The sequence below is a fragment of the Candidatus Burkholderia verschuerenii genome (assembly GCF_001189365.1).
In the GTDB taxonomy this organism is placed as follows: domain Bacteria; phylum Pseudomonadota; class Gammaproteobacteria; order Burkholderiales; family Burkholderiaceae; genus Caballeronia; species Caballeronia verschuerenii.
Map to the genome: position 1 here is coordinate 1 of NZ_LFJJ01000056.1, position 14,371 is coordinate 14,371.

The window sequence follows — 14,371 nt, forward strand, 5'->3', positions numbered from 1 at the left end:
CACGTTTTCAGCTCAACGTCATGCCTCAACCTCTACTCGTGCGCTGCAGACCTGGCTGAGATGTGCGTTTACGTTTGCACCAGACTGCGTCGTCGGGTCCATTCCGGCAAATTCAATTTTGCAGGCCAGACTCAATACGCTGATGGGCGTGCTGATTCTCGGCGTGATCGGCAACATCATGAATCTGGCGAGCGTGCCGGGCTATCACCAGCAAGTGGTGATGGGCGTGATCATCGTCGCGGCGGTGCTGTCGCAGCGCGGCGGCGGCTTCTGGCGCCGCTTCACGTTCCGATAAACTGTTCCTTTCGCATCGCCCGGCCGGGTGCGCGCCGTCGTCGGCGGCAGACGCCCGGCTTCAATCCAAGGAACATCGAGTGTCCGATATCAACGTTCTCGAACTGATCGACCGCGCGCGTCCGAGCCTGAAGCGCGGCAGCCGGCAGGTCGCCGAGTTCATTCTCTCGAATCTCGATACCCTTTCCGACCTGAGTCTCGCCGAACTCGCGCGGCTGGCGAACGTCAGCGAGCCGACCGTGCTGCGCTTTTGCTCGACCATCGGCTGCAACGGTTTTCGCGACTTCAAGATCCGCGTGGTGCAGAGCCTCGCGCTCGGCGCGCCGGCGGCGCATTCGGTGCTCGCCAACGACGACACGCCCGAAGCCGTCGCCACCAAGATCTTCGATTACACCATCACGAGTCTGGACTGGGCGCGCAAGAAGCTCGACTTCGCCGCCGTGGGCCGCGCGGTCGATCTGCTCGCGAAGGCGCGGCGCATCGAGTTCTTCGGCTTCGGGGCGTCGGGCATCGTGGCGCAGGACGCGCAGCAGAAGTTTCCCTTGTTCGGCGTGCCGTGCGTCGCGCATCAGGACTCGCATCAGCAGTTCATCGCGGCATCGATGCTCGAACCGGGCGATGCGGTCGTCGCCATCTCCAACACCGGCGCCACGCGCGGGCTGATCGAGATCGCGCGCACGGCCCGCGAGCGCGGCGCGGGCGTGGTCGTCATCACCGGTTCGGAGAGCCCGATCACGCGTTTCGCCGATGTCGCCGTGATCGCGGAAACGCTGGAAAACACCGACGTCTATACGCCGACCACGTCGCGGCTCGCGGCGCTGGTCGTGATCGACATTCTCTCGACCAGCGTGGCGCTGCGGCGCGGCGAGGAACATTCGCGCGATGTCATGCTGATGAAAAAGCGCCTCGCGCATCTGCGCGCCACCGGCGAAATCTGACGCGCCGCGGCGCGTTCACACCACCTTGCCGGGATTGAACAGCCCGAGCGGATCGAGCGCGGACTTGATCGCGCGCATGGCGTCGATATCGGTTTCGCGGCGGCTTTGCGGCAGGAAATGCCGCTTCTTCACGCCGATGCCATGCTCCGCCGAGATCGAGCCGCGCAGCTCGCCGGTGACCTCGTAAATCACCCGGTCGATGTCGTCATGCTCGTGCTTGGCCATGCCCGGCACATCGACGACGATATGGATATTGCCGTCGCCGAGATGGCCGTAGACGAGGATCATCGCCTGCGGCCAGCGCTCGCGCAGACGCGCCTCGCAGCGCGCGGCGGCGTCGCCCACTTGCGCGATCGAGAAGCTCACGTCGTAGGCCGCGTGATTCGGAATGAAGCGCTGATACTCGCCGGGCGCATCGCGGATCGCCCAGAACGCGAGCGCGTGCGCATCCGACGAGGCGATCGCCGCGTCGCTGACGATGCCCTCTTCCAGCATCGCGCCGAGAAATTCCTCGAAGGCTTCGTTGTGACGCGCGGGATCGGTGCCGACGCTTTCCAGCAGCACATAGAACGGATGCGCGTCGGCGAGCGGCGCGCGCAGGTTTTTGAGATTTGCAAGCACGACATCGTGATAGCCCGCCCACATCACCTCGAATGCCGACACGCCCGGCGCGAGCCCGGCCTGCGCGCGCGTGAGAAGCGTCGTCACGGCCTCGAAATCCGGCAGACCGCACCAGGCGGTCGCGGTCACGGTCGGCTTCGGCCGCAGCCGCAGCACCACGCGCGTGATGACCGCGAGCGTGCCTTCGCTGCCGATCAAAAGATGCCGCAAATCGTAGCCGCTATTGTTCTTGATCATCTTGTTGAGATCGCCGATGACCGCGCCGCTCGCCAGCACGGCTTCGACGCCCAGCACCTGATCGCGCATCATCCCGTACTTGATGACGCGGTTGCCGCCCGCGTTGGTCGCGAGATTGCCGCCGATCGAACAACTGCCGCGCGCGCCGAGATCGAGCGGAAAGTAGAAGCCCGCCGCGCTCGCCGCTTCCTGCACCGTTTGCAGCGGCACGCCTGCTTCGACCGTCATCGTGCCCGAGACCTCATCGATTTCGACGATGCGGTTCATGCGATCCAGACTCAGCGCGATTTCCCCGCCGCGCGCATTGGCGCCGCCGACGAGTCCCGTGAGCCCGCCTTGCGTGACGACCGGCTGTTTGTATCGCGTGCAGATGGCGAGCGCCTGCGCCACTTCATCGGTTGTGCGCGGACGCACGACGGCGAGCGGCGTCTCGCCCGGCAGACCGCTCCAGTCCACGACGCGCCGGTCGCCGAATTCGTCGGGCAGGGACACGACATCCGCGCCCAGGGTTTCGCGCAATGCGCTGATGGCTTCGCCTGTGGTCATGTGCTGCTCGTCTCCGTTTGCTTGTTCGCTGCTGCTCTTACCAGACGGTATAGCCGCCATCCATCACGAGGTCCGTGCCGATGACGAAGGCACTCGCGCGCGATGCCAGAAACACCACGCCCGGCGCGATTTCATCGGGCGTCGCCATGCGCGCGAGCGGCGTGGAGTCGATCCAGACGCGCCGCCACGCTTCGACCGCGAAGCCGCGCTTGGTCAGTTCCGTGCCGACATAGCCCGGCGAAATCGAGTTCACGCGAATGCCGTCGGCCGCCCATTCCGCCGCGAGCGAACGCGTCAGATGAATCACGCCCGCCTTCGACGCGTTATACGACGCCTGCGGCTGCGGCTTGTTGGCGATGCTCCCGCTCATGCTCGCGATATTGACGATACGGCCCGCCCTCGCTCGGGACATATGCCGCGCCGCGCTGCGGCAGCAATAGAACACGCCGTCGAGATTGACCGCGAGCACCGCGCGCCACGCGGCGTCGTCGGTTTCGAGCGCGGACGTGTTCTTGACGATGCCCGCGTTGTTGACCAGCACGTCGAGCTTGCCGTATTGCGCGACGACCGCATCGAGCGCGCGATCGACGGAAGCCGAATCCGTCACGTCCAGCGCCACGAAGCCGCCGCCGATCGATTGCGCCGCCTGCTGCCCGAGCGTTTCATCGCGATCGGCGACGACGACGGTCGCACCCGCGTTGCGCAGACCGCGCGCAATGGCAAAGCCGATGCCCTTCGCCGCGTCCGTCACCACGCAGACGTCGCCGTCGAGGCGGAAGGCGTCGAGCGTCGCGCCCTGATCCGCTGCGTCGCTCATCGCGCGGCTCCTTCGAAGACGACGATCTCCGCCGTGCCGTCCGCATGCCCGACGATCATCTCGCTCGCGATGCCGGTGAACAGCCCGTTTTCCACCACGCCGGGAATCGCGTTGAAGCGCGGCGACAGCGCGAGCGGATCGGCGATCGCTTGGAGATGGCAGTCGAGAATCCAGTTGCCGCTATCGGTCACGACGAGCGCGCCGTTTTTCGCGCGCCGCTCGATCCGCACGCCCGCATCGAATCCCGCCGATACGAACAGTTCCCGCAGCAGGCGCTCCGTGCTCTGCCAGCCGAACTGGATCACTTCGATGGGCAGCGGAAAACGCCCGAGCGTATCGAAAACCTTCTTGTCGTCGACGACCGCGACCATCTTGCGCGAGGCCGCCGCGACGATCTTTTCCCACAGCAGGCACGCGCCGCCGCCCTTGATCATGCTGCCGCGATGATCGATCTCGTCCGCGCCGTCGATGGTCACGTCGAGCCGGTCGATCTGGCCGAGATCGGTGAGCGGCACGCCGAGTTCGAGCGCGAGTTCGCGCGTGGCGTTCGAGGTCGGCACGCCGACGATATCGAGTCCGTCTTTCACGCGCGGAGCGAGCGCGCGCACGAACCAGTGCGAGGTCGTACCCGAACCGAGCCCGACTTTCATGCCCGGCTTCAGATAATGCTCGCAGGCCTTGATGCCCAAGACGAGCTTGGCTTCGTCCTGTTTCGATTGCGGGGTCAACTGGGCATAGCCCGGTTCGATGTGCGTGCTCACGTGCGTCTCCAAATATCGGTTCGGGTCAATCGTGTCAGTCGTATCGATCAGAAAAGCCCTTCGAAAAAGGGCTAATCCATGAATTTGTCGGTAAACCACGGGTCGAGCGCGGCGAGGTTGTCGGGCAGTTCGCGGCCTTGCCGCAAGCCCAGCATCGCCACCAGCATGTTCACCACCAGCAGATGATTGATACGCGCCGTCAGCGGCGTGTACAGCTCCGTGTTCTCGTAAGCCGGCACCGCGATGGTCAGGTCGCAGGTCTGCGCGAGCCGCGAACCGGGCGCGCAAATGGCGATAGTTTTCGCGCCCTTGCCCTTCGCCATTGCGGCGGCCATCACGAGCGACTTGGTGGAACCGGAGTGCGAGAAGAACACCGCGACTTCGTCGTTGCGCAAGGTCGGCGCGAGCAGCAACTGACGCTGGCTTTCCAGCACCACGCGGCAATGCAGTCCTAAGCGAAAGAACTTGTGCTCGGCATCGAAGGCGATGGTTTCGGAGATACCGAGACCGAACAGGAAGATGCCCTTCGCGTCGATCAGAAACTGCGTCGCGCGCTCGATCGCCGCCGAATCCACGTCGCGCGCGAAGCGCTGAATGGCGTGCAGCGAGTTGTTAACGATCTTGCTGCACACGCTTTGCGGCGGGTCGTCGCTGGTGATGGCTTCGTAGTCGAACGGCGCTTGCGGAATCAGTCCCTGGCCCAGCCGCACCTTGAAGTCCTGATAATCCGCCCAATCGAAACGGCGGAAAAAGCGCACGACGGTCGGGTCGCTGGTTTGCGCGGCCTGCGACAACTCCGCCATGCTCATCTTGAGCGCGGCTTCGGGTGCGCTCAGCAGCACATCGGCGATGCGCAGGGTCGCGCCCGTGAGCGCGGGGTGTTCGAGCGCGATGCGGCGCAACAGATCGTTTCTCATCAGGCTCCCGGAAGGCGCTGCGCATTGAGCGCGGCGCACTTCGTGACTAAATCGGCGAAGGAATCGAGCCGCATGTCGTCGCTTACCGGCACGTCGCGCCCGGTGCCCCAGTTGACGATCAGACAGCGGACGTCCGCGCGGCGGGCGCATTCGGCATCGATAGGCGTATCGCCGATATACAGCGCGTGCTCGGGCGCGACGTCCATCTGTTCGAGCGTGGCGAGCAGATGGCGCGGATGCGGCTTTCGTTGCGCAAGCATATCGCCTCCGACCACCGCGCCGATATAGCGCGCCAGATCGAAGTGCGCGAGCACGGCCTCGGCGAGATACTGCGCCTTGTTCGTGCAGACGCCGAGCTTGATGCCCGCCGCGTGCAGCGCGGGAATCGCGCTTATCGCGTCGGCGTAGAGCGTCGCCTTTTCCACCGGATGCGCCTTGTAAATGCGCAGATAGGTCTCGACATCCTCGCTCACGCGCTGTTCGTCGAGCGCGAGACCCAGCCCTTTGTAGAGCTTGTCGATCAACCCGAACGAGCCTTCGCCGATGAACTTCGCGACGAACTCCACCGTCTGCGGCACGATACCGTGCGTCGCGAGCAGACGATTGACGGCATGGGCGATATCGGGCGCGGTATCGACCAGCGTGACGTCGAGATCGAACACGACGGCGTCCACTGAGACATCCGCAAGCGGGCGGGGATCGTTGACGGTCATCGGTTGGTGTTCTCCGTGGCGATGCGTTGATAAAGAGGCGCGAGCGTGTCGTACAGCGCGCGGAAGGTGTCGAAGCGCGCGTCGTACAGGCGCCCGAGCGATGCGTCCGGCGTCACGCGCTCGATCATTTGCAGGCTGCCGGCCGCTTCGTCGAGCGAGGACCACCAGCCCGCGCCCACGCCCGCCGCGAGCACCGCGCCGTACGCGCCGCCTTCGGCCGCGCCGGTCACGGTGGTCACTTCGCGTTGCAGCACATCCGCGAGCAGATGCAGCCAGAACGGCTCGCTGGTCGCGCCGCCGGATACGCGCACAACATCGCACGACAAGCCCGCCATCTCGCCGAGCGCGGCGATGGCGCGAATGTTCAGCATCACGCCTTCCATGACGCTTCGGATCATGTGGCTCGCGTCGTGCATGGACGTGAGGCCGATCCACGCGGCGCGGCCATCGGCGGCGACGTGCGGACAGCGCTCGCCCAGCAGATACGGCAGAAACAGCAGGCCGTTGGAACCGGCTTCGGCGGCTTTGGCGAAAGCGGTCATGGCCGTGAAAGACAGGTCGGGTGACATGCGCCGCAACGCGCCGCGCAGCCATTCGAACGTGCCGCCCGCCGAGAGCGTCACGCCCATCACATGCCAGCGGCCCGGCGCGTTGCCGCATGAAATCTGCAATTGCCCGGTCGGCTCCGGACACGCGCGCATGCCGCCCGCGACGATGCCCGCCGTGCCGATCGTCACGCCGAGCGGGCCGGTGTCGATCACGCCCATCGACGTGGTCTGAATCACCGAATCGCCGCCGCCGCCGAAGACCGGCGTGTTCGCGGGCAAGCCGAAGCGCTGCGCGAGTTCGGCGCGCACGACGCCTGCGCGTTCCGTCGATTCCACCGCCTGCGGCACCAGGCTCGCGGGCAGGTCGAGCAGCGACATCAGCGGCTTCGACCAGGCGCGTTGCTTGACATCGAACAGGCCGGTGCCCGACGCGTCCGATACATCGGTCACATGTTCGCCGGTCAGGCGCAGGCGCAAGTAGTCCTTCGGATTGAGCATGCGACGCATGCGCGCGAACAGCGCGGGTTCGTGCTCGCGCATCCACAGCAGCTTGCCGGCGGTGAAGCCCGGCAGCATGCGGTTCTGCACCAGCGCGAGCAGACCGTCGAGGCCGCCCGCGCGCGCGGTGATGTCGTCGCAATGGGGCGCGGCGCGCTGATCGCACCACAGGATCGCGGGACGCAGCACGCGATCGGCTTCGTCGAGCGCGGTGAGACCGTGCATCTGTCCCGACAGCCCGATGCCCGCTACCGCGCGGCGATCCGGCAGCGCGTCGAGCACTTGCGCGAGCGCCGTCTGCGTCGCCTCCCACCAGTGCTCCGGATCCTGCTCGGCCCAGCCCGGCTTCGGCGACACCAGCGGATAGGCCGCGAGCGCCTTCGCCGCGACGCGTCCCGCGCCGTCCACCGCGATCACCTTGCACGCCGACGTGCCGACATCGATGCCTATCAGATAGCGTTCCATTCCCGCTCCGCTCGCGCTGTTTTTATCTCGAGGCCCGGCTCACGCGCCATGCCGCAGGCGCACGTGCTTCAGATGCAGATAGCCTTCCATCCCTTCGCGGCCGTGTTCGTAGCCGGTGCCGCTCTGCTTGCAGCCGCCGTAGGCCGCATTCATGATTCCCGCGTCGACGTTGTTGATGGCGACATTGCCGAAGTTCAGCCCGCGCGCGAGCGCGAAGCTCTCCTTGATGTTTTCCGTGTACGCATACGATGCGAGTCCGGCGGGAGTGCCGTTGGCGGCGTCGATGGCTTCGTCCAGCGTCCGGTAAGGCGCGACGCCGATCACCGGCCCGAAGGTTTCCTCGTGCATGACGAGCATGTCCGGCCGGCCATCGGCGATCACCGTCGGCGCGAAGAACAGGCCTTCGTGGGTCGATGCCAGCGCCTCCGGCCGCGCGCCGCCGCACAGGATGCGCGCCCCGCGTTCGCGTGCGTCGTCGAGATGACGCTGCACCTTCGCCAAACCCGCGCGCGTGGCCATCGGGCCAACGTCGGCGCGTTCGTTGGCGATGCCATTGGCGACGACGAGTCGTTTCGCGCCTTCGGTCAGGCGGTCGAGAAACGTGCCGTACACCGCTTCCTGCACATAGGCGCGATTGATCGAAATGCAGATCTGCCCGGCATTGCGAAACGCGCGCCGCAGCGTGCCCGCCACCGCGAGATCGATATCCGCGTGCGCGGTGACGATCAGCGGACAGCTTCCGCCGAGTTCCAGCGACAGGCCGGTAATGCCGCACACCGTCTTGTAAATCTCCTCGCCCGCCACGCCCGAGCCCGTGAACGCCACCTTGTCGATGTGCGGATGCCCGACCAGCCGCTTGCCCGCATCCTTCGCGCCCATCACGAGATTGGCGACGCCCGCCGGCAGCCCCGCGCGATGCACGCAGCGAAACACCGCTTCCGCGCTCGACGGCGTGTATTCCGACGGCTTCACGACAATAGTGCAGCCCGCCGCCAGCGATGCCGCGAGCTTCCAGCCGATCAGTTCGACCGGATAGTTCCACGGCGCGATCGCCGCGACCACGCCGACCGGTTCTTTCTCGACGATGCTCAGAAAACCGTCTTCCTCGTTCGGCACGGTTTCGCCGAAGATGCGCACCGCTTCTTCCGCGTAATAGTGGAACGCCTTGGCGAGCTTGCGCGCTTCGCCCTGCGCTTCGGCGAGCGGCTTGCCCATTTCGGTCGTGATGGCAAGCGCAATGGCGCGCTCGTCCTCGGCGATGCATTCGCCGATCGCATGCAGCAGGCGCGAACGCTCGAACGGGTTGACGCGCCGCCAGGTGACGAACGCGCGGGCGGCGGCGTCGATGGCGGCCTGATCCGCATCCGGCGCGCGCGACGATGCGCTCCGTCGCCGGGTTGAGCACGTCGATCCAGTCGCGCACGCCTTCGTGGCCGAAGGCGCCGTCGATATACATTTCGCAGTGACGAGGTTCTGTCATGGTCCGGCCTGAATTATTGCGACACGAAGTTGACGCGGATCGCATCCACCGCGACCGCGACGAAAATAAGGATGCCGCCGATCATCTGCACATAGAACGACGGCACTTCGGTGATGGCAAGTCCCACGTGGATCACCGTCAGCAGCAGCACGCCGCCGAGAATGCCGAGCGCGCCACCGCGTCCGCCGAACACGCTCACGCCGCCGATGATCGGCGCGGCGATGGCATAGAGCAGGAAGCCTTCGCCCTGATCGGAAGTGATCGCCATTTGCCATGCGGCCAGCAGATAGCCCGCGACGCCCGCCAGAAAGCCCGACAGCGTGAACGCGATCACCTTCACGCGATTCACGCGGATGCCCGCCGAATTCGCCGCCAGCGCGTTGCCGCCGGTCGCGTAGAGATAGCGGCCGAGCACGGTCTTGCGCAGCATGAAGCCCATCGCCAGCAGCACGACGAGAAACACCACGGGCATCACCGGCCAGTTGTTCACCGTGTACTGGCCGATCCAGATGTAGCCGTTGGACATGTCCGAGATCGTGTTGCCCTGCGTGACCGCGAGCAGCGAGCCTTGCAGCACGATCATCACCGCCAGCGTCTGGATCAGCGACACCATCTTGAGCCGCGTCACGCACAGTCCGTTGAAAAAGCCGATGGCGGTCGCCGCCGCGATGCCCAGCGGCACGCCGATGGCAGGCGACAAGCCGAGCCGCGTCGACAGGATCGCGCCGATGGCGGCGGAAAAGCCCATGTTGCTCGCAATCGACAGATCGATTTCCGCGACCATCAGCGGCATCGACACGGCGAGCGCGAGCAGGCCGAGCACGGTCGCCTGCACCAGCACGTTCTGAAAGTTCGACAGCGTGAAGAAGAACGGATTGAGCACGCCGAACACGACCACGAGCGCCGCGAGCCACAGCCACACGACGTTCTGAAAGACCCACTGCACGCCCGCGCGGCCGCGCTTGCCGCCTGCCTGCGCGTGGTGTTGCGCGAGCGTCGCGGGCGGCGTCGAAATGTCGCTACCTGATTGCATGGACTGTCTCCTCATGATTGGCTCGCCAGCGGCGCCGCCTGTTCATCCCGCATGGCGGCCGCATCGACATTGAAGGCCGCCTGCAGAATGGCGTCCTTGTCGATCTGCGCGCCCGTATATTCCCGCTCGATGCGTCCGCCCACGAACACGCACACGCGATCAACCATCCGCACCATCTCGTCGAGATCGCTAGTGATGACGATCACGCTCAGGCCTTCGCGCGTCAGCGTATCGATGATGCGATGCACTTCCTCCTTCACGCCCACGTCGATGCCGCGCGTCGGCTCGTCGAGAATCAGCAGGCGCGGCGACGTCGCGAGCACGCGGCCCAGACACACCTTCTGCTGATTGCCGCCCGAGAGCGTGCCGAGCAATACCTCGGGCGTCGCGGCCTTCACGCGGAAGTGCTCGAAATACCGCTTCACGACGCCGCGTTCCGCGCCCGCATCGATCACGCCGCCCGTCGAAACGCCGGACAGGCTCGACAGCGTGATGTTGTGCGCGATGCTTTGCAGACCGACCAGTCCGTCGCGATGCCGGTCGTCCGACAGATAGGCGATACCGCGCGCGAACGCCGTGCCGGGATGATCCGGCAGCGCGCCGCTCGCGCCGCCATGCGCGATACGGCCGCGCTTCGCCGGATTGAGGCCGAACAGCGCGAGCGCCAGTTCCTTCGCGCCCGATCCCGGCAAGCCCGCGAAGCCGACGATCTCGCCCGGCGCGATGCCGAAGCGTTCCACTTCGATTCCGGGCGCGACCAGGTTTTCAACGAGCCACGCGTCGTTTTTTGCTTGCGAGGGCGCTTGCCGATCGCGATAGAACAGCGGCACGTCGCGCCCGATCACGAGTTCCGACAAGCCGTCAGAATCGATCGTCGACAGATCGTCGTGCTCGCCCGCGAGCTTGCCGTTGCGCAGCACGGAGACGCCGTCGCAGATATCGAGAATCTCTTCGTTGTAGTGCGAAATGAATACGAAGGTGACGCCGCGCGCCTTCAGGCTGCGCATGAAATCGAACAGATGCTCGCGGTCGGCGAGCGTCAGCGCGGTGGTCGGTTCGTCGAGAATCAGGAACTTGCCGCCGCTGTGCAGCGCCCGCAAGATGTTGAGCTTGCGCTTGGCGACCGCCGACAGCAGCCGCGCTGGCATGCGCGGATCGAAGCCCGTGCCTTCGAGCGCGACTTCGACGCTTTGCATCAGCGCCTGCTGATCGACGCGGCGCGTGATGCCGCGTTTGAGCGGCCAGCGGCCGAGCATGAGGTTGTCGGCCACCGACATGGAATCGACGATCATCGGTTCCTGCGTGGCGAGAAACACGCCGCGCGCTTCCATCTGCTTGACGTCGGAGCCTTGCACGTCCTCGCCGTCGAACGCGATGCGGCCTTCGGTCGGCTCGGTCTGTCCGGAAATCAGCCGCACGAGCGTGGATTTGCCCGCGCCGTTCTCGCCGAGCAGGCCGTGAATGGTGCCGCACCGGATGTTGACGGACACCTGATCCAGCGCCACCACGCCCTTGTAGCGCTTGACGACCGCATACGTCCTGAGGATGAAATCGTTGCTCTGCATATCCGCCATGATGAGAACCCTCGACAGACCGCCGGGCGCATGCTGCACGCCCGGCGCAGCGCGCATCAGGAGTAACGCAGACCCCATTCGTTGTAGGCGATGTTGCCCCACTGACGCTTGTCCTTCACCGAGCCGGCGTCGACGATGAACGGTTGAATCACGAGACTCGGTCCCGTCTCCGACTTGGTGATGACGGCCTTTTCCCAGAAGTACTGCTTGTTCTCGTAGTCGCCGAGCGGCACTGGCTGGCCCTTGAGCGAATACTTGTCGAGCATCTCGACGGTGATCTGCGCATACGCGATCGGATCCTGCGAGACCACCGCGTCCATATAGCCGTCGCCGATCCATTGCAGCGCCGCCGGTTCGCCGTCGATATTCACGAAGATCACGTGGCCCTGCTCGCCGACCTTCTTCCACTTGCCCTTCTGCTGCAACGCGGTCACGATGCCGCGCGCGGGCAAATCGCTCGGCGCGTGCACGGCGTCGAGATCAGGGTATTCCGAAAGCGTGGAGAGCGTGACGGACAGCATGTTCTTCAACAGGCCTTCGGTCGGACGGCTGATCACCTTCACGTCCGGATACTTCTTCATCTCCTCTTCGAAGCCTTCCTTGCGCAGACGCCACTCGACCGATTGCAGCGCGCCGTAGCAGTTGAGCACCGTGCCCTTGGCCGCGCCGTTCTTCTTGAGCGCCCCGACGATGGCGTCCGCCGCCATGACGCCGCCCGCCTTGTTGTCGAAGTCCACCGTGATCGCGACATTGCCGCCGAGCGCCGGCGTATCGATGATGCCGACCGGAATCTTCTTGAAGTTGTACTTCTTGATGACGCTGACGATGGCCTGACTGTCGATCGGATCGGCGATGATCGCCGACGGATTCTTCAGCATCAGGCTGTTCCACTGCTCGAGCTGAGTGGTGTTGCTGAAGTTCGCGTTGACCGCCTGGAACTGCCAGCCTTTCGCTTCGACGGCGCGCTTGACGGCTTCCTGCTGCGTCGCGAAGAAGTAGTAGTCGAGACTCTTGTTGCTGTACGGCACGAACACTTTCTGCTGCGCGAACCCGAGCTTCGACACCGACGACAGCGCGACGCCGCCGGCCGCGGCGGCGACCCCCGCCAGAAACTTTCTGCGTGATGCGACTTCCTGCGTCTCTTCCATAGTTTTTGTCTCCTCAACAGCGACATGGGCAGCGGAATCCGCCACGAAGGCTGAGCGGCGGTAGTAGTAAATTTACTTTCGAGCCGTAGTAATACAAACAAAATATACAAACCGGCTGGGCTGGAGCGGCCGCAAGCTAGAGTTTACTAGCTTCTGCGGCATTTTGACCGGCTTTGTGGGAGTTTTCGGGGTTTCTGAGGATGTCACGCCGACGCGCCGGAATGGCATCAAATCGTAGTGTTACTACTATTTGATCGTAAGGTGAGGCGATTTGCTCTTCTGTCTGCGCTCACAACGAGCGCCACCGATCCTCTTCGGGGTAAACGCGAATGGCATGTCGTAATATGGAATACCAAAATACAGGCATATCACCACCGTTCGCGAGAACCTTCCATGACCCTGATCCGCAAATCGATCCTGCATGTCGAGACCATCCACGCCGACGGCGCCAAAGACGCCGCCAAGCCGCTCAAGCTGATCGGCGCGGGCCGTCATCAAGAACCCGTGGGCCGGCCGGGGTTACGTCGAAGACCTGTCGCCGGAAATTCGCGCGCTCGGGCCGCAATTGAGCGAGTACCTGACCAAGCTCATCCTCGACGAAGCCGGTTCCGGCGAAGCGGTGGAAGCCTTCGGCAAGAGCGCGATCGTCGGCGTCGACGGCGAACTGGAACACGCGTCCGCGCTGATCCACACGCTGCACTTCGGCAACATCTATCGCAGCGCCGTCGGCGCCAAGTCGTACCTCGTGTTCAACAACACGCGCGGCCCGGCGAATGCGCCCTTGCTCATCCCGATGATGGACAAGAACGACGAAGGCCGCCGCTCGCACTACCTCACGCTCCAGTTCGCCATTCCCGATGCGCCCGCCGCCGACGAACTCGTCGTCGCGATCGGCGGCGCGACGGGTGGCCGTCCGCATCACCGCATTGGCGACCGTTACAAGGATCTCGCAGAGCTCGGACATGGCGCCAAGAACCCTGCAGCTGTCAAGTAAGCGCGTCGCGCACTATCTCGAGCAAGGCAGCGGCAAACCGCTGGTGCTGATTCACGGCGTCGGCATGCAGGCGGAGGCGTGGTATCCGCAGATCGACGCGCTGTCGCGGGACTTTCGCGTGATCGCCGTCGACATGCCCGGCCACGGCAAAAGCGCTCCGCTCGATGCGCACGCGAACCTGCCGCAGTTCGTGCAGTGGGCAAGCGAGTTCATCGAGGCGCTGGATGCAGGCCCCGTCAATCTCGCTGGTCACTCGATGGGTTCGCTGATCGCGGCCGGCGTCGCGGTGACGCGTCCCGATCTGGTCCGGCGCGTGGCCGTGCTGAACGGCGTGTACCGGCGCACGGTCGAAGCGCGCCGGGCCGTGCTCGATCGCGCGGCCGAATTGCGCGCCGGCACCGTCGATATCGATACGCCCCTGCGCCGCTGGTTCAACCAGGACGACGCGCAGCAGGCCGCCGCGCAACGCGTCGAATCGTGGTTGCGCGCGGTCGATCTGCAAGGTTATGCGACCGCCTATACGGCCTTTGCAAAGGGCGACGACACCTACGCCGATGGCTGGCATGAGATCGCCTGCCTCGCGCTGGTCCTGACCGGCGCCGACGATCCGAACTCGACGCCCGCGATGGCCGCGCAGATGGCGCACGCCGCGCGCAATGGCCGCGCCGTGGTGATCGAAGACGAGCGTCACATGGTCAACCTGACCGCGCCCGAAGCCGTCAATCGCGCGTTGCGCGCATGGCTGCAAGTCGAGCCGGACATCGAAACGATGAAGCTGGAGGTGTGA

Annotated in this window: 12 protein-coding genes and 2 pseudogenes; 4 read left to right on the forward strand and 10 right to left on the reverse strand. The window is 65.0% G+C overall.

Annotated features, from left to right (window positions below; translation table 11 throughout):
* Both BVER_RS33735 and BVER_RS12365 read left to right on the forward strand, forming a co-directional pair.
* Positions 1–295, forward strand: a pseudogene (locus BVER_RS33735) (hypothetical protein); the annotation flags it as partial.
* Positions 296–374: 79 nt separating this feature from the next.
* Positions 375–1,232 carry an SIS domain-containing protein gene (locus BVER_RS12365; RefSeq protein ID WP_050453548.1) on the forward strand — a complete coding sequence of 286 codons (858 nt, stop codon included), beginning with the start codon at positions 375–377 and terminating at the stop codon, positions 1,230–1,232.
* Positions 1,233–1,247: 15 nt separating this feature from the next.
* On the opposite strand, the gene BVER_RS12370 is transcribed toward BVER_RS12365, so the two are convergent.
* From BVER_RS12370 to BVER_RS12415, 10 genes are all read right to left on the reverse strand, one after another.
* Positions 1,248–2,636 (reverse strand): FAD-binding oxidoreductase, encoded by a 1,389-nt coding sequence (locus BVER_RS12370; RefSeq protein ID WP_050453549.1) that lies wholly within the window; start codon positions 2,634–2,636, stop codon positions 1,248–1,250.
* A gap of 37 nt (positions 2,637–2,673) precedes the next feature.
* Positions 2,674–3,453: an SDR family NAD(P)-dependent oxidoreductase gene (locus BVER_RS12375; RefSeq protein ID WP_050453550.1), complete on the reverse strand. Its 780-nt coding sequence runs from the start codon at positions 3,451–3,453 to the stop codon at positions 2,674–2,676.
* Positions 3,450–4,214, reverse strand: a complete 765-nt coding sequence (gene rpiA, locus BVER_RS12380) for a ribose-5-phosphate isomerase RpiA (RefSeq protein ID WP_232316513.1) — start codon at positions 4,212–4,214, stop codon at positions 3,450–3,452. The genes BVER_RS12375 and rpiA overlap by 4 nt, the downstream gene beginning before the upstream one ends.
* Before the next feature lie 71 nt (positions 4,215–4,285).
* The gene (locus tag BVER_RS12385; protein WP_050453551.1) at positions 4,286–5,131 is read right to left on the reverse strand and encodes a MurR/RpiR family transcriptional regulator; all 846 of its coding nucleotides are present in this window, start codon (positions 5,129–5,131) and stop codon (positions 4,286–4,288) included.
* Complete coding sequence (locus tag BVER_RS12390) at positions 5,131–5,844, reverse strand: HAD family hydrolase (protein WP_050453552.1); 714 nt, start codon at positions 5,842–5,844, stop codon at positions 5,131–5,133. Before BVER_RS12390 ends, BVER_RS12385 begins: the two co-directional genes overlap by 1 nt.
* Entirely contained in the window at positions 5,841–7,355 is a 1,515-nt protein-coding gene (xylB, locus tag BVER_RS12395) for a xylulokinase (RefSeq protein ID WP_050453553.1), read from the reverse strand. Before xylB ends, BVER_RS12390 begins: the two co-directional genes overlap by 4 nt.
* A 39-nt stretch (positions 7,356–7,394) precedes the next feature.
* Positions 7,395–8,807 carry an aldehyde dehydrogenase family protein gene (locus BVER_RS12400; protein ID WP_198155236.1) on the reverse strand — a complete coding sequence of 471 codons (1,413 nt, stop codon included), beginning with the start codon at positions 8,805–8,807 and terminating at the stop codon, positions 7,395–7,397.
* 41 nt (positions 8,808–8,848) lie between these two features.
* Entirely contained in the window at positions 8,849–9,868 is a 1,020-nt protein-coding gene (locus BVER_RS12405; RefSeq protein WP_083452164.1) for an ABC transporter permease, read from the reverse strand.
* An 11-nt stretch (positions 9,869–9,879) separates the two neighbouring features.
* Positions 9,880–11,499: a sugar ABC transporter ATP-binding protein gene (locus BVER_RS12410; RefSeq protein WP_198155235.1), complete on the reverse strand. Its 1,620-nt coding sequence runs from the start codon at positions 11,497–11,499 to the stop codon at positions 9,880–9,882.
* A complete protein-coding gene (locus BVER_RS12415; RefSeq protein WP_083452165.1) occupies positions 11,499–12,590 on the reverse strand; it encodes a sugar ABC transporter substrate-binding protein in 1,092 nt (363 codons plus the stop codon). Before BVER_RS12415 ends, BVER_RS12410 begins: the two co-directional genes overlap by 1 nt.
* Before the next feature lie 393 nt (positions 12,591–12,983).
* Between BVER_RS12415 and BVER_RS12420 the strand changes: the two are divergent.
* A pseudogene (locus tag BVER_RS12420) lies at positions 12,984–13,584 on the forward strand (amino acid synthesis family protein).
* Positions 13,553–14,371 (forward strand): alpha/beta fold hydrolase, encoded by an 819-nt coding sequence (locus tag BVER_RS12425; RefSeq protein ID WP_050453554.1) that lies wholly within the window; start codon positions 13,553–13,555, stop codon positions 14,369–14,371. The pseudogene BVER_RS12420 and the gene BVER_RS12425 overlap by 32 nt, the downstream one beginning before the upstream one ends.

Coding starts and splice junctions, on each gene's coding strand:
- BVER_RS12405 (WP_083452164.1), bottom strand. CDS start 9,868: ATGCAATCAGGTAGCGACATTTCGACGCCGCCCGCGACGCTCGCGCAA.
- BVER_RS12385 (WP_050453551.1), bottom strand. CDS start 5,131: ATGAGAAACGATCTGTTGCGCCGCATCGCGCTCGAACACCCCGCGCTC.
- BVER_RS12425 (WP_050453554.1), top strand. CDS start 13,553: ATGGCGCCAAGAACCCTGCAGCTGTCAAGTAAGCGCGTCGCGCACTAT.
- BVER_RS12415 (WP_083452165.1), bottom strand. CDS start 12,590: ATGGAAGAGACGCAGGAAGTCGCATCACGCAGAAAGTTTCTGGCGGGG.
- xylB (WP_050453553.1), bottom strand. CDS start 7,355: ATGGAACGCTATCTGATAGGCATCGATGTCGGCACGTCGGCGTGCAAG.
- BVER_RS12410 (WP_198155235.1), bottom strand. CDS start 11,499: ATGCGCGCTGCGCCGGGCGTGCAGCATGCGCCCGGCGGTCTGTCGAGG.
- BVER_RS12370 (WP_050453549.1), bottom strand. CDS start 2,636: ATGACCACAGGCGAAGCCATCAGCGCATTGCGCGAAACCCTGGGCGCG.
- BVER_RS12375 (WP_050453550.1), bottom strand. CDS start 3,453: ATGAGCGACGCAGCGGATCAGGGCGCGACGCTCGACGCCTTCCGCCTC.
- BVER_RS12390 (WP_050453552.1), bottom strand. CDS start 5,844: ATGACCGTCAACGATCCCCGCCCGCTTGCGGATGTCTCAGTGGACGCC.